Annotated in this window: 19 protein-coding genes; 13 read left to right on the top strand and 6 right to left on the bottom strand. The window is 73.6% G+C overall.

The window, feature by feature from the left end; translation table 11 throughout:
• The first annotated feature begins 36 nt into the window (after positions 1 to 36).
• The gene (locus E7Z53_RS16385) at positions 37 to 1,569 is read left to right on the top strand and encodes an amino acid permease (protein WP_217905889.1); all 1,533 of its coding nucleotides are present in this window, start codon (positions 37 to 39) and stop codon (positions 1,567 to 1,569) included.
• A gap of 37 nt (positions 1,570 to 1,606) precedes the next feature.
• Here E7Z53_RS16385 and E7Z53_RS16380 read toward each other — a convergent pair whose 3' ends face one another.
• Both E7Z53_RS16380 and E7Z53_RS16375 read right to left on the bottom strand, forming a co-directional pair.
• Positions 1,607 to 2,332, bottom strand: coding sequence for a hypothetical protein (locus E7Z53_RS16380; RefSeq protein WP_146202110.1), 726 nt, complete (start codon positions 2,330 to 2,332; stop codon positions 1,607 to 1,609).
• 78 nt (positions 2,333 to 2,410) lie between these two features.
• Positions 2,411 to 2,803, bottom strand: coding sequence for a VOC family protein (locus E7Z53_RS16375; protein WP_017832254.1), 393 nt, complete (start codon positions 2,801 to 2,803; stop codon positions 2,411 to 2,413).
• 36 nt (positions 2,804 to 2,839) lie between these two features.
• Between E7Z53_RS16375 and E7Z53_RS16370 the strand changes: the two genes are divergently transcribed.
• Entirely contained in the window at positions 2,840 to 3,634 is a 795-nt protein-coding gene (locus tag E7Z53_RS16370; protein WP_176338225.1) for a hypothetical protein, read from the top strand.
• A 76-nt stretch (positions 3,635 to 3,710) separates the two neighbouring features.
• Here the strand turns inward: E7Z53_RS16370 and E7Z53_RS16365 are convergent, their stop codons facing one another.
• Positions 3,711 to 4,013: a hypothetical protein gene (locus E7Z53_RS16365; protein WP_126350178.1), complete on the bottom strand. Its 303-nt coding sequence runs from the start codon at positions 4,011 to 4,013 to the stop codon at positions 3,711 to 3,713.
• A 162-nt stretch (positions 4,014 to 4,175) separates the two neighbouring features.
• On the opposite strand from E7Z53_RS16365, the gene E7Z53_RS16360 reads away from it, so the two are divergent.
• The 10 genes from E7Z53_RS16360 to E7Z53_RS16315 all read left to right on the top strand — a co-directional run bounded on the left by E7Z53_RS16360 (position 4,176) and on the right by E7Z53_RS16315 (position 15,649).
• A complete protein-coding gene (locus E7Z53_RS16360; protein WP_176338224.1) occupies positions 4,176 to 5,483 on the top strand; it encodes a Mur ligase family protein in 1,308 nt (435 codons plus the stop codon).
• 11 nt (positions 5,484 to 5,494) lie between these two features.
• Positions 5,495 to 6,217, top strand: a complete 723-nt coding sequence (locus E7Z53_RS16355; RefSeq protein WP_176338223.1) for a type 1 glutamine amidotransferase — start codon at positions 5,495 to 5,497, stop codon at positions 6,215 to 6,217.
• A gap of 141 nt (positions 6,218 to 6,358) precedes the next feature.
• Positions 6,359 to 7,120, top strand: coding sequence for a YebC/PmpR family DNA-binding transcriptional regulator (locus tag E7Z53_RS16350; RefSeq protein WP_035928571.1), 762 nt, complete (start codon positions 6,359 to 6,361; stop codon positions 7,118 to 7,120).
• Positions 7,121 to 7,146: 26 nt separating this feature from the next.
• On the top strand, positions 7,147 to 7,743 hold the full coding sequence (gene ruvC, locus E7Z53_RS16345) for a crossover junction endodeoxyribonuclease RuvC (RefSeq protein WP_232035300.1): 597 nt from the start codon (positions 7,147 to 7,149) through the stop codon (positions 7,741 to 7,743).
• 90 nt (positions 7,744 to 7,833) lie between these two features.
• Entirely contained in the window at positions 7,834 to 8,478 is a 645-nt protein-coding gene (gene ruvA, locus E7Z53_RS16340) for a Holliday junction branch migration protein RuvA (RefSeq protein ID WP_176338222.1), read from the top strand.
• 26 nt (positions 8,479 to 8,504) lie between these two features.
• Positions 8,505 to 9,602 carry a Holliday junction branch migration DNA helicase RuvB gene (ruvB, locus tag E7Z53_RS16335; protein ID WP_440941489.1) on the top strand — a complete coding sequence of 366 codons (1,098 nt, stop codon included), beginning with the start codon at positions 8,505 to 8,507 and terminating at the stop codon, positions 9,600 to 9,602.
• 106 nt (positions 9,603 to 9,708) lie between these two features.
• On the top strand, positions 9,709 to 10,161 hold the full coding sequence (gene yajC, locus E7Z53_RS16330) for a preprotein translocase subunit YajC (RefSeq protein ID WP_095650942.1): 453 nt from the start codon (positions 9,709 to 9,711) through the stop codon (positions 10,159 to 10,161).
• A gap of 90 nt (positions 10,162 to 10,251) precedes the next feature.
• Positions 10,252 to 12,093 (top strand): protein translocase subunit SecD, encoded by a 1,842-nt coding sequence (secD, locus tag E7Z53_RS16325; RefSeq protein WP_017832264.1) that lies wholly within the window; start codon positions 10,252 to 10,254, stop codon positions 12,091 to 12,093.
• The gene (gene secF, locus E7Z53_RS16320) at positions 12,093 to 13,112 is read left to right on the top strand and encodes a protein translocase subunit SecF (RefSeq protein ID WP_176338220.1); all 1,020 of its coding nucleotides are present in this window, start codon (positions 12,093 to 12,095) and stop codon (positions 13,110 to 13,112) included. The genes secD and secF overlap by 1 nt, the downstream gene beginning before the upstream one ends.
• Before the next feature lie 212 nt (positions 13,113 to 13,324).
• Complete coding sequence (locus E7Z53_RS16315) at positions 13,325 to 15,649, top strand: RelA/SpoT family protein (RefSeq protein ID WP_305808698.1); 2,325 nt, start codon at positions 13,325 to 13,327, stop codon at positions 15,647 to 15,649.
• Between the two features lie 17 nt (positions 15,650 to 15,666).
• Here the strand turns inward: E7Z53_RS16315 and E7Z53_RS16310 are convergent, their stop codons facing one another.
• Positions 15,667 to 16,263, bottom strand: a complete 597-nt coding sequence (locus E7Z53_RS16310) for a type IV toxin-antitoxin system AbiEi family antitoxin (protein WP_035928559.1) — start codon at positions 16,261 to 16,263, stop codon at positions 15,667 to 15,669.
• A 91-nt stretch (positions 16,264 to 16,354) separates the two neighbouring features.
• On the bottom strand, positions 16,355 to 17,746 hold the full coding sequence (locus tag E7Z53_RS16305) for a DUF349 domain-containing protein (RefSeq protein WP_176338273.1): 1,392 nt from the start codon (positions 17,744 to 17,746) through the stop codon (positions 16,355 to 16,357).
• A gap of 394 nt (positions 17,747 to 18,140) precedes the next feature.
• On the opposite strand from E7Z53_RS16305, the gene hisS reads away from it, so the two are divergent.
• Positions 18,141 to 19,496, top strand: coding sequence for a histidine--tRNA ligase (gene hisS, locus E7Z53_RS16300; RefSeq protein WP_176338219.1), 1,356 nt, complete (start codon positions 18,141 to 18,143; stop codon positions 19,494 to 19,496).
• A gap of 191 nt (positions 19,497 to 19,687) precedes the next feature.
• On the opposite strand, the gene E7Z53_RS16295 is transcribed toward hisS, so the two are convergent.
• Entirely contained in the window at positions 19,688 to 20,986 is a 1,299-nt protein-coding gene (locus E7Z53_RS16295; protein ID WP_176338218.1) for an APC family permease, read from the bottom strand.
• Between the last annotated feature and the right edge of the window lie 66 nt (positions 20,987 to 21,052).

The following is a 21,052-nucleotide window of genomic DNA, read 5'->3' as shown; positions in this document are numbered from 1 at the left end:
CACGAGCTCTTCCGCCACCACCCAGGAGACCGAGCCATGCCCCCTGTGTCCGTCCACCACCCGGACCGGCGCCACGCCACCCCGGCCCAGCCACCGACCGCCGCCCTCGACGTGCTCCACGCGGAGGACGAGGGCTACCACAAGGGGCTCAAGCCCCGGCAGATCCAGATGATCGCGATCGGCGGCGCCATCGGCACCGGCCTGTTCATGGGCGCCGGCGGGCGGCTGGCCAGCGCCGGGCCCGCCCTTGTGCTCGTCTACGCGGTCTGCGGCTTCTTCGCGTTCCTCATCCTGCGCGCCCTGGGCGAGCTCGTCGTGCGCCGCCCGTCCTCGGGCTCCTTCGTCTCCTACGCCCGGGAGTTCTACGGCGAGAAGGCGGCGTTCTTCACCGGCTGGCTGTACTGGCTCAACTGGGCCATGACCGCGATCGTGGACATCACCGCCGTGGCGCTGTACATGAAGTTCTTCGCCCGGTACTGGGCTCCCATCGGGGACGTCCCCCAGTGGCAGTACGCCCTGGCCGCCCTGCTGCTCGTCCTTGGGCTGAACCTCGTCTCGGTCAAGGTCTTCGGCGAGCTCGAGTTCTGGTTCGCCCTCATCAAGGTGGCCGCGCTCTCCGCCTTCCTGGTGGTCGGGATCTGGCTCGTGCTCTTCGGCACCCCGGCCGACGGCCAGGAGGTGGGCCTGTCCCTCATCGGCCAGAACGGCGGGCTCCTGCCCAACGGTCTGCTGCCGGCGGTCGTCGTGATCCAGGGCGTGGTCTTCGCCTACGCGTCCATCGAGCTGATCGGCACCGCGGCCGGTGAGACGGAGCACCCCGAGAAGGTCATGCCGCGCGCCGTGAACACGGTGATCGTGCGCATCGCGGTCTTCTACGTCGGGTCGCTGACCCTGCTGTCCCTGCTCCTGCCCTACACCGCCTACAAGGCCGGGGAGAGCCCGTTCGTGACGTTCTTCGGCTCCATCGGCGTGGCCGGCATGGACACCGTGATGAACCTCGTGGTGCTCACCGCGGCCCTGTCCTCGCTCAACGCCGGGCTCTACTCCACGGGCCGGATCCTCCGCTCGATGTCCCTGGCCGGATCGGCCCCCCGCTTCGCGGGACGGATGAACCGGGCCGGCGTCCCGTACGGCGGCATCGTGCTGACGGCGGCGGTGGCCGTGCTGGGCGTGGTGCTCAACGCCCTCGTGCCGGCCCAGGCCTTCGAGATCGTGCTGAACCTCGCCTCGGTCGGCATCATCAGCGCCTGGGCGATGATCATGCTCTGCCACCTCCGGCTCGTCTCCTGGTCCCGGCAGGGCAGGGCGGAGCGCCCCGGCTTCCGGCTCCCCGGCGCGCCCTTCACCGGCTGGCTGACCCTGGCGTTCCTCGTGACCGTCGTCGTGCTGATGGCCTTCGACTCCCCGATCGGGACCTGGACCGTCGCCTCCCTGCTGCTGCTCGTGCCGCTGCTGGTCCTCGGCTGGTACCGGTGCCGGGACCGGGTGCACGAGATCGCCGCGGCCCACGCCGCCGTCGCCCGGACCGCCCCGGCGGCCACCGCGGAGACGGGGCCGCCCGTCCGGTAGGACCCCGCCCCGGGGGCGCGGCATCCGCGCCCCCGGCTCACGGACGTCCGGCCCCCCGGCTCGCCTCCGCCCGGCCTGCGGCGATCTGGGCGGCCCAGCGCACCCGGAAGGGCCGCCGATCCGGGTCCGTCGTCCCCGGCGGCTCGACGGCCGGCTCCGCGGCCCCGGTGTCCGTCCCGGCGGTCTGCTGCCGGGGCCGAGGGGAGGCGTGGCGTCGGGCGGCCGCCACCGCCTCGGCGCGGCGCTGCTCGGCCTCCGCCGCGGCGCGCTGGTCCGGAGAGCGCATCGGGGTGCCGTCCTGGTGGGTCCAGGTGCGCAGGCGGGCGGCGAACCAGGCGCCTGGGTTCTCGATCCCGGTCACCGAGTCGTGGGTGTAGCGCACGCCCTGCGGGGTCCAGTCCAGGGCGTGCAGGACGTCGGCGACGGTCCACCCGGCCTCGAAGTGCGGCCCGGCCACGGCCACGGCGTAGGCGGTGGTGATCCGGCGCAGCACCAGCGCGTGGTGCTGCAGCTCCAGTCCGGCCCGCCGGAGCACCTGCTGCCGGTCACGCCGGGTCGGCGCCGTCGTCGTCGGCCGCACTGCCGCGTGGACCGGCCACAGCGGAGCTGTCCGCCGGGCCAGGGCGGCCTTGACCTCCCGCCGCTGCGCGTCGGCTCCGGCAGCGGGCCGGGGCGCGGCAGGGGCCCTCGAGGAAGGCTCCGCGCGCACGTGCGGGGAAGGGCCCGACCCCTCCGGGGGAACCGGGTCGACGTCGCGATCCACTGGCGTTGCCTCCTCTGCGAATCGTCGGTGGTGTTCTCCGGACCAGGGGCCGGCCCGTGGGCAGGAGCCCAGGATCCCTCAGTCCGCACCGGACTGGACGACCAGCAGCATCGTGCCCTCGGGATCACGGACGTAGGCGACGGTCTCGCCCCACGGCATGGCCTCCGCATCGACAGGCACGGCCGCACCGGCCCGGCGGGCGGCGTCGAGGACGGCCGGAAGGTCCTCGACGTAGACGCACAGGTCCACCGCGTGGCCGGTCGCGGGCAACGGGGTGTCGCCGTACCGTGCCGCCGTGGTGCCGACGCCCAGGCCCAGCTGACCGTCTCCCACCCGCAGGACGAGGAAGACCGGCTCTCCCGTCCCGGGGAACCGGTACGTCTGCACGGCGTGGAACACCTCTTCGTAGAAGGCCCCGGTGCCGACCAGATCCGCACAGTTGACGATGGGGAACAGCTCCTGCCCGGTCATGGTCCGACAGTACCGGGATGTGCTCTACTCGGTCGCATGAGCGGTGACTCCCTGCCCGAGGTCCCCACGGCCGACGACTTCCGCGCACTGGCGCGCAGCTCGCCGTGGCGGTTCACCACCGTGCACTTCACCCACCGGCGGCAGCGGGACGCCGGGAGCACTCCGGACGGCGAACCGGTCGAGGCCTGGCTCGACCGGCGGCTCGGCCGTGTGGTCGTCCGCTCCTCCGGGGGCGTCGAGGTCGCCGAAGGGCCTCCCTACGGTGCGGCGGTGAGTCTGGTGACCTGCGACGACGACGCGGAGGGCGCCGTTCCGTCACCGCCGCCGCCGGAGCCGGAGGTGGTGCTGCGCCCGGACGGTCTGGTCGCCCGGCGCCCGGAGGACTGGCACTTCGACCACGGTGATCCGATGTGGCAGGACTACCGGTGGACGGCCATGCTCGACCCGGCCGAGCTGAGCCGGGGAGTGGACGTCAGCGAGGTCGTCGCCACGACACTGCGGGGCCGCCTCACCTGGTCGGCCGCCTGCCGGCCGCTGCTCGGTGCCGGCGAGGACCGGGGGAACGGCTACACCCCGCGGTGCGGGTGCTGCCCTCTGCTGGACAGTGCCGCCAGCCGGATCCACGAGTACGGCCGTGAGGACCCGACCCTCACCAGCGGCGACCTCGCCACGGTCTACCGCGTGCACCTCGACGTGCAGACGGGCATCGTCGTGGACATCACCCCGCTGGACGGCCTCGACGGCACCGGCCTCAGCAACGAGCTCCACGCCGTCGACGCACCGCTGGACCCTCCGCCGCAGGGACCGGAGCAGCCGGGCCGCCCTGCCTGAGGCGGCCGCCGTCGAGGACCTCGTGGACCGGGCCTGACCCGAGGGCACGGCGCGGCCGAGGGCCTCGACCCTCCGGTCACCGCCGCGAGGCGCGCCGGCCCAGGAGCCAGCCGGCGCAGAAGGCCCACAGGACGAGCCCGGCCACCACACCGGCCCACCCCGCCGTGGCCTCCGGGGTCACCAGGGTCATGGCCGGGAACGCCGCGTCGCCCGGCGAGGCTTCCGCGAACCACCCGAACGACGCCTCCGCCGGGTGGAGCAGCACCAGCAGCGCCCCGCCCAGCACCAGGAGACCGCCGAGACACGCCAGGACCACCCACCAGGGCGGCATCCGGCGAGGCGGAACGGACGGAGGGACGGCGGGGCCGGCGGCGTTCATGGTCCGACCCTACGGCCGGTGCGCCGCCCGTCCACAGCACCCCGCCGCGACACCGTGTCGTGCGTCGTCGTCGCCCGTCCCCCCTGCGGCCTGGGGGGACGCGCGGACCGCCCGCCCCAGGCGCACCCGGGTGCCCGCCGCCGCCGGGGCGCAGACCATAGGATGGAGCGCATGTCCAGACCCCACGTGCGCCTGCTCGGCCAAGGCATCCGGTACCTGACCACCCTGCGCGGCGGAGGCTCCGCCTTCCCCGGCCTCGTGATGGAGCGGCTGCACCCCGGGTTCGTGGCCGAGGAGCTCGCGAAGCTGCCGCACGGCGTGGTGCTCATCAGCGGCACCAACGGCAAGACGACCACCACCAAGATGGCCGTCCAGCTGCTGCGCTCGCAGGGCTACAGGGTCTTCACCAACCGCACCGGCTCCAACTTCGTGCGCGGCGTGGCCGCCGCCCTGCTCGGGGAGATGAGCCTCACGGGCCGCCTCGACGCGGACGTCGCCGTGCTCGAGCTCGACGAGGCGCACGCCGTGCACTTCGTCAAGCAGGTCAAGCCCCGCCACGCGCTGCTGCTCAACGTGATGCGCGACCAGCTCGACCGCTTCGGCGAGATCGACACCACCCGGCGGATGCTCGCCCAGATCGCGGCGGCCACCACGGGCACCGTGGTCCTCAACCGGGAGGACCCCCGGATCGTGTCCCTCGCGGAGCACGTCCCCGAGGGCACGCAGACCCGCTGGTTCGGGCTGTCCGCCCCGCTGCGGCCCATGTTCCCCTCCGACGACGACATGCGCTCGGCCGGCGGACCCGACGCCGAGGCCGACCACGAGGCGGAGCTGGCGCCCCGGCCGGCCGCCGACGTGGAGCTGACGTCCTTCGAGGCGAACCGGGTCCGGCTCACGGTGGGCGGGGAGGCCGTCGAGACCACCGTGGAGCTCTACGGCGTCTACAACATGTACAACGCGGCGGCCGCGCTCGCGCTGGCGCTCGCCGTGGCCGGCCCCGACGCGGACCGCGCCGCGCTGGTGGACGAGCTCTCCCGCGTCACCCCCGCCTTCGGCCGCGGGGAGACCATCACCGTGGACGGCCGGCCGCTGCAGCTGCTGCTCGTGAAGAACCCCGCCGGCTTCCGCCTCTCCCTGGCCTCGGCCCGGCCGGGCGACTACGCCACGATGGTCGCCATCAACGACGAGTACGCCGACGGCCGCGACGTCTCCTGGCTGTGGGACGTGGACTTCCACTCCCTGCGCTCCGGCGGCGTGGACGTGGTCTCCGGCACCCGGGCGTGGGACATGGCCCTGCGCCTGGACTACGACGAGGTCGCGGTGCGCGAGGTGGTCCCGGGCCTCGGCGACGCCCTGCGGCGCTTCGTCGCCGGGGCCGGGGACCGGCCGATGCGCGTCTTCTGCACCTACACGTCCATGCTCGAGCTGCGCCGGGAGCTGTCCCGCGTGGCCGAGGTCGCCGAGATCTGAGCGGAGCCCCCGTGACCGACCGCACCGTCCACCTCGTCCAGCTCTACCCCCGGGACATGAACATCTACGGGGACTGGGGCAACACCCTCACCCTCAAGCGCCGGCTGGAGAAGTACGGCTTCGCCGTGCGGCTGAGCGACCACAACCCCGGGGACCCCTTCCCGCCCGACGCCGACCTGCTGGTGGGCGGCGGGGGCCAGGACTCGGGGCAGTTCCGGGTCCAGGAGGACCTGCAGCGGATCGCCCCCGAGCTGCGGGCCATGGCCGCCGACGGCGTGCCGATGCTCGCGATCTGCGGCCTCTACCAGCTCTTCGGCCACGAGTTCCGCACCGGCGCCGGCGAGACCCTGCCCGGCATCGGCATCCTCGACCTGACCACGGTGGGCGGGCCCACCCGCCTGATCGGCAACATCGTGCTGGAGTCCCCGGAGTTCGGGACCGTCGTCGGCTACGAGAACCACTCCGGGGTCACCCGGCTCGGCCCGGACCAGACGCCGCTGGGACGGGTGCTCAAGGGCGCGGGCAACAACGGCGAGGACGGCACCGAGGGCGCCCGCGTGCACCACGTGGTGGGCTCCTACCTGCACGGGTCGATGCTGCCCAAGAACCCCGCCGTGGCCGACCACCTCATCCGCGCCGCCGTGGAGCGCCGGCTCGGCGTCTTCGACGCCGCACCGCTGGACGACACCCTGGCCGAGCGGGCCCGGGAGGTCGCGCAGGCCCGGCCCCGCTAGGGCCCCGGCCGGGGCGGCGCGCACCCGGTAGAATGGACCGGGACTTCTCCGGCCCGTCCCGGCCACCGCCGGGGCGGGCCGTGCCGGGACGACGCACGACGCGTCCCGGCCGACCGCGAACGACTTCCCGAGGAGGGACGCATGTCAGGACACTCCAAGTGGGCCACGACCAAGCACAAGAAGGCCGCGATCGACGCCAAGCGGGCGAAGGCCTTCGCCAAGTACATCAAGGGCATCGAGGTGGCCGCGCGCATGGGCGGGCCCGACACCGCGGGCAACCCGGCGCTGGACCTCGCCGTGTCCAAGGCCAAAAAGAACTCGGTGCCGGTCGCGAACATCGACCGCGCCGTCAAGCGCGGCGCCGGCCTGACCGGTGAGGTCGTCGACTACACCGAGATCCTCTACGAGGCCCGCGGCCCGCAGGGCACGGCGCTGTACATCGAGTGCCTCACCGACAACAAGAACCGCGCCGCCTCCGAGGTGCGCGTGGCCGTGACCCGCAACGGCGGCACCATGGCCGACTCCGGCTCCGTGGCGTTCCTCTTCGAGCGCAAGGGCGTCGTGGAGGTCACCCGCACCGACGGGCTGACCGAGGACGACGTCCTCATGGCCGTCCTGGACGCCGGCGCCGACGAGGTCGTGGAGCAGGAGGACGTCTTCGAGGTCGTCTCCGAGGCCACCGACCTGCCCGCGATCCGCGCGGCCCTCGACGAGGCCGGGCTCGAGTACAACAACGACGACCCGCAGTTCCGCCCGAGCATGCTCGTGGAGCTCGACGCCGAGGGCGCCCGGAAGTTCCTGCGCCTCGTCGACGCCGTCGAGGAGCTCGACGACGTGCAGAACGTCTACGCCAACGCGGACATCCCCGCCGAGGTCCTGGCCCAGCTCGACTCCGAGGACTGACCACGGCCACGCAGCGGATCCTCGGGGTGGACCCCGGACTGACGCGGTGCGGGTTCGGCCTGATCGACATGGCCGGCAACCGCACCGCGTCCTTCGTGGACGTCGGGGTGGCCGGCACGGACGCCGCCGACCCGCTCGACGTGCGCGTGCTGCGGATCTGGGAGGCCACCGAGCGGTGGATCGAGCGCTACCGTCCCGACGCCCTCGCCCTGGAGCGGGTGTTCGCCCAGACCAACGTGAACACCGTCATCGGCACGGCCCACGCCTCCGGCGCCGTGATCGCCTCGGCCGCCCGCCACGGCGTGCCGGTGGCCTGGCACACCCCGTCCGAGGTCAAGGCCGCGGTGACGGGGGAGGGGCGGGCCGACAAGGCGTCCGTGGCCCGCATGGTGGTGCGCATCCTCCGGCTCGACGAGGCGCCCCGGCCCGCCGACGCGGCCGACGCCCTGGCCATCGCCATCTGCCACGGCTGGCGCGGCGGCGGCACGGGCGTGGACGCCACGGCCCGGACCGAGACGCACCAGGGCGCCCGCCCCCTGGCCGCCGCCCGCTCCGGCATGACCCCCGCCCAGCGGGCCTGGGCCGAGGCGGAGCACCGCGCCAAGCGGGGCGGGCGCCGCTGAGCCGGCGCCCACTGCTAGAGTGGTCGTCATTCGTAGATCTGTTCGATCGACCGTGCACGGCCCCCGCCGGGCACGGGAAGGAGTTGCGCGGTGATCGCGTCCATCACGGGACAGGTCGAGCACGTCGGCCTCACCACCGCCGTCGTGGCGGTGGGCGGGTTCGGCGTCCAGGTCCAGGCGACGCCGGAGACCCTGTCCGGCCTGCGGATCGGCGGGGAGGTCCGGCTCGACACGGCGTACGTGGCCCGCAAGGACGAGTCCCCGCTGCTCTTCGGCTTCCGCAGCCCCGCCGAGCGCGAGGTCTTCGAGATCATGCTCGGCGTCAGCGGCGTGGGCCCCCGCACGGCGCTGGCGGTGCTCTCCGTGCTCGGCCCGGACGCCGTCCACCGCGCCATCGCGCAGGGGGACGCCAAGGCGTTCACCACCGTCCCCGGCATCGGCCCCAAGGGCGCCCGCCGGATCGTGCTGGAGCTGGCCGACAAGCTCATCGTCCCGGACCGTCCCGCCCAGCCGGCCCCCGCCGCCCCGATGGAGCCGTGGCGGGAGCAGGTGCTCGAGGCCCTCGTGGGCCTGGGCTGGAACGAGAAGGACGCCGCCCGGGGCATCGCCGACGCCCTCTCCGGCCGGGAGGAGCTCGCCGCCTCCGGTGACGTGCCCGCGATCCTGCGCACCGTGCTCGGGTGGCTCGGCGCGGCCAAGGCCGGGCCCCGGGTCCCGGCGGAGCGAGGGGCCTGAGCGTGGCCCGCGACGACGGCGCCGCCGTGAACTCCCGGGACCGGCTGGTCTCGGGGGAGGACGAGCCCGACGAGAAGCAGCTCGAGTCGGCGCTGCGGCCCGCGAACCTCGACGAGTTCGTGGGGCAGAAGCGGGTGCGCCAGCAGCTGTCCCTGGTGCTCGAGGCCTCGCGGCTGCGGGGCCGCTCCGCCGACCACGTCCTGCTCTCCGGTCCCCCCGGTCTGGGCAAGACGACCCTCGCCATGATCATCGCCGAGGAGATGGGCGCGCCCCTGCGGATCTCCTCCGGCCCGGCCATCCAGCACGCCGGCGACCTCGCCGCGATCCTGTCCTCCCTGACCGAGGGAGAGGTGCTGTTCCTCGACGAGATCCACCGCATGTCCCGGCCCGCCGAGGAGATGCTCTACATGGCCATGGAGGACTTCCGGGTGGACATCGTGGTGGGCAAGGGCGCCGGCGCCACCTCCATCCCGCTGGACCTGCCGCCGTTCACCCTGGTCGGCGCCACCACGCGGGCCGGCCTGCTGCCCGGCCCGCTGCGCGACCGCTTCGGCTTCACCGGTCACCTCGAGTTCTACTCCGTGGAGGAGCTCGAGCTCGTGCTGCGCCGCTCCGCCGGTCTCATGGACCTCGCGATGACCGCGGAGGGCTTCGCCGAGGTCGCCTCCCGCTCCCGGGGCACCCCGCGCATCGCCAACCGGCTGCTGCGCCGGGTGCGGGACTGGGCGCTGGTGCACGGCATCCCCCGGATCGACGCCCGCACCTCCTCCGCGGCCCTCGACATGTACGAGGTGGACACCCGCGGTCTCGACCGGCTGGACCGCTCGGTGCTCGAGGCGCTCGTGACGAAGTTCGGGGGCGGGCCGGTGGGCCTGTCCACCCTGGCGATCGCCGTGGGGGAGGAGACGGAGACGGTCGAGACCGTGGCCGAGCCCTACCTGGTCCGCGAGGGCCTGCTCGGCCGGACCCCCCGGGGCCGGATCGCGATGGCCGCCGCCTGGGACCACCTGGGCCTGCGCCCGCCCGAGCACGCGGCGTTCAAGGACCCCGGGCTGCGGGCCGCCTTCGGCGGCACGGCCGCGGCCCCGGCCGACGAGGACGTCCCGCCGCTGTTCGAGGACTGAGCGCGGCCGCAGACCCGGGGGCTGCCTCCCGGGTGCCGTCCAGGACGCTGACGGGCCGGATCACCTACCATGGTGAGGACACCCACCACCGATCGAACGGAAGTCCGTGAGCCCGCTCCTCCTCGTCCAGTCCCTCCCCGCCCAGGCCGCCCAGCCCACGGGAGGCAGCACGGCCTGGCTGCTGCCCCTGATGCTCGTGGCCATGGTGCTCCTGCTCTGGCTGCCCATGCGCCGACAGAAGAAGGCCGTGGCCCAGGTCAAGGAGAAGCAGGCGGCCATGGGCCCCGGCACCGAGGTCATGACGAACTACGGCCTCTACGGCACCGTGCGCTCGATCGACCGGGACACCAACAAGGTGGTCCTCGAGATCGCCCCGGGCACCGCCGTGACCGTGCACCTGCAGACCGTCACCACGGTCGTCGAGGACGAGGCGGCCCCCGCCGCCGAGACCGAGGCGGCGCCGTCGGTGGTCGAGCCCGACGCCCCCGGCGCGGGATCGACCCCGGTCGAACCCCTCGACGACGACGCCCGGCGCGAGCCCGGGCAGCGCAACGACTGACCCCCCACGCGGGACGACGGGCCGACCACTGGTCGGCCCGTTCCCATGCACAGGCCCGGCCCCACCGGGCCGTCGTTCGTAAGGAAGACCATGGCACTGACCACACGCAAGACCCCCGGTGACCCGGGGCCCGCCGCCCCGGACGGCCCGTCCGGGCGGGGCGGCTCGACCGCGCCGGCGCGCTCGGGGGTGCGGGCCGCCCTCTCGACCGCCCGGCGGTCCCTGATCGGGCTGGCCGTGCTGCTCGCCCTGCTGGCCGGGCTCCTGGCCTGGGGCGCGGGCACCGACCGCACCGGCTGGGGCCCCAAGCTGGCCCTGGACCTGGAGGGCGGGACGCAGATGATCCTCTCCCCCTCCCTGCAGGGGGAGGACGCCGGCCAGGAGATCACCGCCGAGCAGCTGGACCAGGCCGTCGAGATCATCCGCCAGCGCGTCGACGGCTCGGGCGTGGCGGAGGCGGAGATCGCCACCCAGTCCGGCAACAACATCGTGGTCTCCATGCCCGGCGTGCCTTCCGCCCAGACCCGCGAGCTCATCCAGACCTCGGCGCAGATGAACTTCCGGCCCGTGCTCACCACCGCCGCGGCGGAGCCGGTGCCCGAGGACCAGCGCGTCGCCGAGGACGAGGTGCCCGAGCCCACGGCCGAGCCCACCGACGCCTCCGACCCGAACTGGATCACCCCGGACCTGTTCCGGGAGTTCGAGGAGGCCGACTGCACCGTGCCGCAGTCCCCCGAGGAGCGGGAGGCCCAGGACGCCGACGCCCCGACCATCGCCTGCGAGCCCGAGACCGGCACCAAGTACCTCCTGGGCCCGGTCGAGATCCAGGGCACCGGGATCGAGGACGCGTCCTACGGGACGGCGCAGAACTCCACCGGGGTCTCCCTGAACCAGTTCGCCGTGAACCTGCAGTTCGGCCCCGAGGCCACGGACACCTTCCGGGAGCTCTCCGAGCGGCTCTACGGCATCGGCAGCGCCACGCCCGGCGACCCCCGCAGCCAGTTCGCGATCCTGCTCGACGGCCAGGTGGTCTCCGCCCCGTCGATGAACGCCGTGATCTCCGACGGCCAGGCCCAGATCACGGGTCAGTTCACCGAGGAGCAGGCGCAGTTCCTGGCCGAGCAGCTCAAGTACGGCGCGCTGCCCATGAGCTTCGACATCCAGTCCGAGCAGCAGATCTCCGCGACCCTGGGCGCCGACCAGCTGCGGATGGGCATCATCGCCGGGATCATCGGCCTGGTGCTCGTGTGCGTGTACTCGCTCTTCCAGTACCGGCTGCTGGGCCTGGTGACCATCAGCTCGCTCGTGGTCGCGGGCGTGCTCACCTGGCTGGCGATCACGCTGCTGGGCTGGTCCGCGAACTATCGGCTGTCCCTGGCCGGCGTGGCGGGCCTGATCGTGGCGATCGGCCAGACCGCCGACTCGTTCATCGTCTACTTCGAGCGCATCCGCGACGAGATCCGCAGCGGCCGCTCCATCCCCGCGGCGGTCGACCACGGCTGGCAGCGCGCCCGCCAGACCGTGCTCGCGTCCAAGGCCGTGAACCTGCTGGCCGCGGCGGTGCTGTACTTCGTGGCCGTGGGCAACGTGCGCGGCTTCGCCTTCACCCTCGGGCTGACCGCGATCGCCGACCTCCTCGTCGTCTTCCTCTTCACGCACCCGGTGATGGTCATGCTCGCCCGCACCCGCTACTTCGGCGGCGGCGGGAAGCACTCGGGGCTCAGCCCCGAGGCCCTCGACGCGGTGCCCCTGTACCGGGGCGCCGGCCGGCTGCGCGAGCCCTCGGCGGAGCACGACGGGCTGACCATCGCCGAGCGGCGCCGGCGCGCGGGACGGACCGCGCCGCAGGACCCCCCGTCCGCGGTAGCACCGGACGGCGCGCCGGTCGGCGCGCCGTCGTCCGCCGCCCGCACCCCCGAGGAGAACGCCTGATGTCCCGGTTCGCAGATTTCGGCAACGCCCTGCACAGCGGGCGGACCTCCTACCCCTTCGTGGGCCGGGCCGAGCGGTGGCTCGCGATCGTGGGCGTCCTCGTGCTGCTCTCCCTGCTCGTGCCCGTCGCCAAGGGCGGCTTCAACCTCGGCATCGACTTCACCGGCGGGTCCGAGTTCACCGTGTCCGCCGTGGCCGATCCGGACATCGAGACCGGCCAGCAGGCCGTCGCCGATTCCTCGGACGCCGCGGAGGTCGAGGTCACCAACATCGCCCCGGAGACCGTCCGGGTGCGCACCGAGCAGCTCGACGACGACCAGACGCTCGCCGTCAAGGACGCCCTGGTCGAGGCCTACGGCGTGAGCGAGCAGGAGGTCACCTCCAACTTCGTGGGGCCCACCTGGGGCGCCGGCGTCACCAGCCAGGCCCTGCAGGGCCTGGTGGTCTTCGTGGTCCTGGCCACCGCCCTGATGGCCCTGTACTTCCGCACCTGGAAGATGTCCGTCTCGGCGGTCGCCGGCATGCTCGCCTCGGTGGCGATCACCGCCGGGATCTACTCGCTCGTGGGCTTCGAGGTCACCCCCTCGGCGGTGATCGGCTTCCTCACGGTGCTCAGCTACTCGCTCTACGACTCCGTGGTGGTCTTCGACAAGGTCCGGGAGAACACCGAGGGCCTGCTCGACGGCACGGCCCCGCCGGAGCTGGCCGGACGGAAGTACTCCGACCAGGTGAACCTCGCCGTCAACCAGACGCTCGTGCGCTCGATCAACACCTCCGTGGTCGGCATCCTGCCGGTGGGCTCGATCCTGTTCATCGGCTGGCTCGTCCTGGGCGCGGGCACCCTCAAGGACCTGTCCCTGTCCCTGTTCGTCGGGATCATCGTGGGCACCGCCGCCACCCTGTTCGTGGCCGCGCCCCTCTACGCGCTGCTGCGCCGCGGGGAGCCCGCCGTCCAGGAGCAGGAGGCCCGTGCGGGGGCGTCCGCCGAGCGTGCCGCCGAGGAGTCGCTCGCGCACTAGACTGTAGCCACCGTAGGGCGGGCCGTGCAGGTGCGGACCGCCACAGCAGCACACGTCGGACCCGGACCGGGGACGAGGACAGGGGCGGCGGCCGCACGGCCGCCGCCCCGCGTGCATCGATTGGGAAGGAAGTCCCGGCCATGAGCTCGTCCGACGACGGGGCCGTCCCCACGGGCCAGAGCGCCGCACCGACCCCGCCGCGCCGCTCGGACATGGCCGGCACCCACTACGTGGTGCCCGCGTCCCGGCCGATGCTGGGGCGGGCCGTGTTCCCGGGCCGCAGCGACCGCACCCGGTCGAGCCTGTCCTACCTCTCCGGCCGGCCCATGGACCACTCGCCGATCCTCGAGCCGCTGCTGCACACCGTGCGCGCCACCCACCCCGAGGAGGACCTCGAGGTCCTCCAGCGCGCCTTCAAGGTCGCCGAGAAGTGCCACGAGGGCCAGAAGCGCAAGAGCGGCGACCCCTACATCACCCACCCCGTGGCCGTGACCACGATCCTCGCGGAGCTCGGCATGACGGGCGCCACCCTGGTGGCCGCCCTGCTCCACGACACGGTCGAGGACACGGACTACACCCTGGAGCAGCTGCGCGCCGAGTTCGGCGACGAGGTCGCCGCCCTCGTGGACGGCGTGACGAAGCTGGACAAGGTCCAGTACGGGGACGCCGCGCAGGCCGAGACCGTGCGCAAGATGATCGTGGCGATGGCCAAGGACATCCGCGTGCTCGTCATCAAGCTCGCCGACCGCCTGCACAACGCCCGCACCTGGCGCTTCGTCTCCCAGACCTCCTCCTCGAAGAAGGCCCGCGAGACCCTCGAGATCTTCGCCCCGCTGGCCCACCGGCTCGGGATGAACACCATCAAGTGGGAGCTCGAGGACCTCGCCTTCGCGGCGCTCTACCCCAAGGTCTACGAGGAGATCGTGCGGATGGTGGGGGAGCGCCAGCCCCAGCGCGAGCGGTCGCTGGCCAAGATCCGCGAGCGGATCGCCCTGGACCTCTCCGAGGCCGGCATCGAGGCGACCATCACCGGCCGCCCCAAGCACTACTACTCGATCTACCAGAAGATGATCGTGCGCGGGAAGGACTTCGACGAGATCCAGGACCTGCAGGCGGTCCGGGTCCTGGTGAGCACGGTGCGCGAGTGCTACGCGGCGCTGGGCGCCCTGCACGCGCGGTGGCGGCCGCTGCCGGGGCGGTTCAAGGACTACATCGCCATGCCGAAGTTCAACATGTACCAGTCACTGCACACCACGGTGATCGGCCCGGACGGGCGCCCCGTGGAGATCCAGATCCGCACCCACGAGATGCACCGCCGCGCCGAGTACGGCGTGGCCGCGCACTGGAAGTACAAGGACCAGGCCAACCAGGCGAACTCCGCGACCCCGAAGGCCATGGAGGGGGACCTCGCCTGGCTGAGCTCGCTCGTGTCCTGGCAGGAGGAGACCCAGGACTCCTCCGAGTTCCTGGACTCCCTGCGCTACCAGATCAACACGTCCGAGGTGTACGTCTTCACCCCCAAGGGCGAGGTCATGGCCCTGCCCGCCGGCTCCACGCCCGTGGACTTCGCCTACGCCGTGCACACCGAGGTGGGGCACAAGACCATCGGGGCCCGGGTCAACGGCAAGCTCGTGCCGCTGTCCTCGGAGCTCCAGCACGGGGACTGGGTGGAGGTGCTCACCTCCAAGTCCGAGCACGCCGGACCGTCCCAGGACTGGCTGAAGTTCGTGCAGTCCCCGCGGGCGCGCAACAAGATCCGCCAGTGGTTCTCCAAGGAGCGCCGCGAGGAGGCCATCGAGAAGGGCAAGGACGCGCTCACCCGCGCCCTGCGCAAGCACCACCTGCCCCTGCAGCGCACGCTCACCCAGGAGTCCCTGCTCGCGGTGGCGCAGGACTTCCACCGCACCGACATCAGCTCCCTCTACGAGGCGATCGGCTCCGACGTGGTCAGCGCCCAGGACGTGGTCGCGAAGATCGTGGGCGACCTCGGCGGGGCCGACGGCGCGGAGGAGGACTTCGCGGAGACCACCATCGCCACCCAGCCGGTGCGCCCGCGCGTGTCCGATTCGGGGGTGACGGTCCAGGGCGCCTCGGACGTCTACGTCAAGCTGGCCCGCTGCTGCACCCCGGTGCCGCCGGACGAGATCATGGGCTTCGTCACCCGCGGCGCCGGGATCTCCGTGCACCGCAAGGACTGCGCCAACATGCTCGCCCTCACCTCCACCGAGCGGGTGGTCGAGGTCGAGTGGGCGCCCACCCAGTCCAGCGTGTTCCTGGTCGAGATCCAGGTGGAGGCCCTGGATCGCAGGTCCCTGCTCTCGGACGTGACCCGGGTGCTCTCCGAGAACCACGTCAACATCCTCTCCGCGTCCGTGCACACCTCGAAGTCGCGGCTGGCGATCTCCCGCTTCGCCTTCGAGATGGGCGACCCCCGCTACCTGGACCACGTGCTCAACCAGGTCCGCCGGATCGACGGGGTCTACGACGTCTACCGCACCTCGGGCAACCGCCCCATCTCGGAGCCCTCCGGTCGGTGAGCCGCCCGGCCGCCCCGTCAGCGCAGGGGGCGGCCGACGGCGCGGGCGGCGCGGCGGACCCGCAGCAGCGCCGCCTGCCGGCCGGGCATCCGCTCGAAGCTCTCGAGCGCGGCCTGCACCAGCGGGGGCGGGCAGTGCAGGTGCGGGGCGTGCATGAGCTTCTCCAGGGCCGCGGTCCCCTCTTTTCCCGGCACGTGCAGGGCCAGGTCCACCGCGGTGCGCAGCGGCGTGGTGACGTGCACCGGCCCGGCGTCGTGGACGTCGTAGCCGCCCAGCGTGACCTGGTGCAGCGCCAGGCCCTCCGGCACGGGGGACATCGTGGTGCGGCGCAGCTTGTCCAGCAGCACCGGCAGGATGCTGGGGCGCCCGGCGCAGTCGTAGAACCACGCCGCGGAGAGCCGCCCGAGCACCCCGCGCCGCAGCAGGTGGGGCGGCAGCTGCGCCTCGAGCGCCGCGACCTTCACCGCCCGGGTCACCGGGCGCCCGCGCAGCACGTGCGCCTCCAGCACCACGGGCACGAGCACTCCGTCCGTGACGAGGGCCGAGAGCTCGGCGCGCGAGAACGGCCGTGCGGGCAGGAACAGGGTGTCGGGGTGCCAGGGCGGGGCGTCCATGGGCCCACTCTCGTCCACGGCCGCGGCACGGGAAAGGCCCCGCGGCGCGCTGTGGACAGCGCGGCCGCGGGGCCTTCCGGGGCGTCCCGGGTCAGCGCAGGTCGGCCGCCGAACGGCGCAGCGTCTCGAGCCACTGGCGGCTGGTGGCGAGCTCGCCCTCCAGCTTGGCCGCGCGCTTGGTGTCCCCGGTGGCCTGCGCCCGGGCCAGCGCGTCCTCCTGGTCCTCGATCTTCGACTCGAGCTGGGTGAGCATCGAGTTGGACCGTGCCTTCGTCTCCGGGTTGGAGCGCTGCCACTTCTCGTCCTCGACCTGGCGCACGGCGTCCTCCACGGTGCGCAGCTCGGCCTCGACCCGGCGCATGTGGGCGCGCGGGACCTTCCCCGCCTGCTCCCACCGGTCCAGGATGTCGCCCAGGGCGCGCTTGGCGGCCTTGAGATCCGTGATCGGCAGCAGCGCCTTCGCCTCGGCGAGCAGCTGCTCCTTCACGGCGAGGTTTCCCTCGAACTCCTCGTCGATCCGGTCGTTGTCGGCCTTGCGCGCCGCGAAGAAGGTGTCCTGGGCGGCGCGGAAGCGCGCCCACAGGGCGTCGTCGTCCTTCTTGGAGGCACGCTTGGACTCCTTCCATCGGTCCATCAGACGGCGGTACTCCGCGGCCGTGGCGCCCCAGTCGGTGGAGCCGGACAGGGCCTCCGCCTCGGCGATGAGGGCCTCCTTGGCCTTCTTCGCCTCGGAGTTGTCGGCGTCCAGCTGCGAGAAGAACGCCCGTCGGTGCCGGTCGAACGTGGTGCGCGCCGTGCGGAACCGCTTCCACAGGGCGTCCTCCGCGGCCCGGCCCAGACGGATGCCGGACTTCTGGTGGGTCTTCCACTGGTCGAAGAGCTCCGCCATCCGGGCCGAGGACTGCTTCCACTGCGTGCGCTGCGGGTCCTGGGCGGCGATCTGCTCCGCCTCCGCCACGATCGCCTCCCGCGCCGCGACGTTCTGGGCGCGCTGCGCCTCGTGGGCGGCCCGCTCGGCGGCCTCGAGCTCCCGGATCGCCGGGCGCAGGGCCTCCAGCCGGGACTCGAGGGCCTTGACGTCCCCGAGCATCTTGCGCTGGCCGACCTGCTCGGCGAGGTGGTCCACGGTGCTCTGCATGTCGGCCGAGGGTGCGCCCGCGGCCACGCGCTGCTCGAGCAGCGCCACCTGCGCCTCGACGTCGTCGAACTTCCGGGCGAAGTAGCCCAGGGCCTCGTCCTCGGTCGCGTCCGGGAACTGGCCGCAGAGGACCTCCTCGCCGTCGACGACCACGTAGACGTGTCCGTCCTCCGTGACGCGCCCGAAGGCCCGGGCGCGGGCCACGGACTCCGGGGAGGCGAGGGCCGGCGCCGCCGGGGCCGCGGCCGGGGCCGCCGGGACGGCCGCGGGCGTGGGAGCCGGGCCGGGGGAGGCCTGCGCCGGCGCCGCGGGGGCGCCCGGCCGGGGGACCCCCGGCTTCGGCACGGGTCCCGGGGCGGGGACGGGGCGGGGCGTGGGCTGGTCGTCGGATTCGAGACGTTCTGTCACCGCTGGAACTCTTTCGCTCTCGCCGGGCGCCGACCCCGGGAGCGTGCCCCGCGTCGTCGCCCGGCTTCGGACAATCGTCCTCCCCATACTACCGAGGCCGCCTGCTCCGGCCGCCGGGAGCCCTCCGGTGCCCCCGCGCCGGGCCCGGCGGGGTTCGGGACGGGCAGGGCGAGGGGGCAGGGCACGGGACCGCGGCCGATCCGGGGCCGGACCGGGCGGGGCTTTGGGCCGGGCGCGCGGGGATCCCTAGGATGAGTGCGGAACCGTCGGGCCGGTCCGGGCCGGCCGTCCACCCGTCCCGCCGCCGAATCCACCCGAGGAGCACGTCCCCATGGCCCGCAAGACCTCCCTGTCCGGTTTCCCCGAATGGCTTCCGGAGGAGCGTCTGGTCGAGCTGCACGTCCTCGACCTCCTGCGGGAGAGCTTCGAGCTGCACGGCTTCTCCTCGATCGAGACCCGCGCCGTCGAGACGGTCGGCCAGCTGCTGCGCAAGGGCGAGATCGACAAGGAGGTCTACGTCGTCTCCCGGCTGCAGGAGGACGAGGACGCCCCTGCCGAGCGCGGCGACGACCAGCTGGCGCTGCACTTCGACCTCACCGTGCCCTTCGCCCGGTACGTGGTGGAGAACGGCGGGCACCTCGCATTCCCGTTCCGCCGCTACCAGATCCAGAAGGTGTGGCGCGGCGAGCGCCCCCAGGAGGGCCGGGCCCGCGAGTTCACCCAGGCGGACATCGACGTGGTGGGCGACGGCGCGCTGCCGTTCCGCTACGACGTGGAGCTCGCGCTCGTGATGATCGACGCCCTGTCCAGGCTGCCCATCCCGCCGTTCGTGCTGCGCGTGAACAACCGCAAGCTCGCCGAGGGGTTCTACCAGGGCATCGGGCTGCAGGACACCGCCGGGGTGCTGCGCAACATCGACAAGCTCGAGAAGATCGGCCCCGAGCGGGTCGCCCAGGCCCTGTGCGACGAGGTCGGCGCCACCCCCGAGCAGGCGCAGGCCGCGCTGCAGCTGGCGGCGATCCGCACCGAGGACACCTCCTTCGTGGAGCAGGTCCGCGCGCTGGGGGTGAACACCCAGCTGCTCGAGGAGGGGCTGGGCGAGCTCGCCGAGGTGGTGGGGGAGGCCTCCCGGCGCGCCCCCGGCACGGTGGTCGCCGACCTCTCGATCGCCCGCGGCCTCGACTACTACACCGGCACCGTCTACGAGACCGTGCTGGTGGGCCACGAGCAGCTGGGCTCCGTGTGCTCCGGCGGCCGCTACGAGTCCCTCGCGTCCACCGGCAAGAAGACCTACCCCGGCGTGGGCCTGTCCGTGGGCGTCACCCGGCTGGTCACCCGCATGCTGTCCCAGGGGATGGCCGCGCCCTCCCGCAAGGTCCCCACCGCGGTGCTGATCTCCCTGGTGGACGAGGAGTCCTGGTCCTCGGCCCAGGACGTGGCCCAGCAGCTGCGCGAGCGCGGCATCGCGTGCGAGGTCTCGGCGAGCGCGGCCAAGTTCGGCAAGCAGATCAAGTACGCCGAGCGCCGCGGCATCCCCTACGTGTGGTTCACGGTCCGCGGCGAGGACGGCTCGCTCGCCCACGAGGTCAAGGACATCCGCTCCGGCGAGCAGGTCTCCGCCGACCCGGCCTCCTGGTCCCCGCCGGCCGAGGACCTGCGCCCGGTCGTGCGCGCGGCGGGCTCCTGACCGGTTCCCGACCGACCCCGCCGCCCCGCCCCGCCCCCTCCCGCCCCACCGAGCCCCCACATCCCTGCCGCCCGCTCCGCCGAGCCCCCACTCCTGCCGCGATTCCCCAGAAAAAATGTGGGGAAAGGGCAAGGGAATGGGGGCTCGGCGCCGTGGGTGACGGGAGAGTTGGGGGCTCGGCGCGGGGGAGGTCAGGGCCGCCGGGACAGCACCAGGGCGCGTCCGGCCAGGCCCACGGCGAAGACGCCGAGCATCGTGAGCACGGACTGCCACGGCAGCGTGAACGCCAGCACCAGGCAGCCGGCCAGGCCGAGCGCGTTGACCGCCCGGGGCGCCCACCCCGGGCGCTGCCGGAGGGTGAGCGCGGAGAGGTTCGCCAGCGCGTAGTAGACGAGCACGCCGAAGCTCGAGAAGCCGATGACCGTGCGGACGTCGCCGACCAGCACGAGCACCACCACGAGCCCGGCCACGGCCAGCTCCGCCGCCCACGGCACCCGGTGCCGCTGCGACACCGCGCCCAGCGGCCCCGGGAGGTCCCGCTCGCGGGCCATGGCCAGGGCCGTGCGCGAGATCCCGGCGACCAGCGCCAGCAGCGCCCCCAGCGTGGCCAGGGCGGCGGCCGCGGTGACGACGACGGCGCCCGCGGTCGCCGGCCCGGCCGCCCAGCCGGCCTCGCGCACCACCGTCAGGAGCGGGGCGGCCGACGCCGCGAGCCGGTCGACGCCGAGGAAGCGCAGCAGCCCGAGGCCGAGCAGCCCGTAGAGGAGCAGCGTGAACGCCAGCGCCCCCAGGACGGCCCGGGGGATGGTGCGGGCCGGGTCCCGGACCTCCTCGCCCATGGTGGCGACCCGGGCGTAGCCGGCGAAGGCGAAGAACAGGGTGCCCGCCGCCGGCAGCACGCCCCAGCCGGTCCCGTCCCACCCGGGGCCGTCCCCCGCAGGGGCCCCGCCCGCAGTGGGGCCGGTGCCCGAGAACAGCAGCACGACCACGGCCAGCAGGACCACCAGCACCGGGGCGACCAGCAGCTTCGTCAGCCGGGCGGTGCGGGTGACCCCGCCCAGGTTCACCGCCGTGAGACCGAGGACGGCGGCCACGGCGAGCAGCCGCGCCCCGGCGTCGTCGGCCCCCGTGAGCTCCGCGGCGTAGAGGCCGAAGGTCAGCGCCATCGCCGCCGCGGACGCGGTCTTGCCGGTCACGAAGCCCAAGCCGGCCACGAAGCCCGGCCACGGGCCCAGCTGACGGTTCGCGTACACGTACGTGCCGCCGGAGGCGGGGTGGACGGCGGCCAGCTGGGCGGTGGAGGTCGCGTTGCACCAGGCGACCACCGCGGCCAGCAGCAGCGCCAGCGGCAGCCACGGGCCGGCGAGCTCCGCGGCCGGGGCGAAGGCCACGAACACCCCGGCGCCGACCATGGAGCCCACCCCGATCACCGTCGCGTCGAGGGTGCCCAGGCGGCGGGCGAGGGCCGGGTGGCCGGGGGAGGTGCTCATGGTCGTCCTGTCGTCGTCCTGGCGGCGGAGGCCCGGGCTGTAAACTCGTGCACGCAACGAGAGTAG

The sequence above is a fragment of the Kocuria salina genome (assembly GCF_013368965.1).
GTDB classification, from domain to species: Bacteria; Actinomycetota; Actinomycetes; order Actinomycetales; family Micrococcaceae; genus Kocuria; species Kocuria rosea.
Note: the sequence above shows the minus strand (reverse complement) of the source record. Positions and strands in the feature narration are given on the sequence as shown.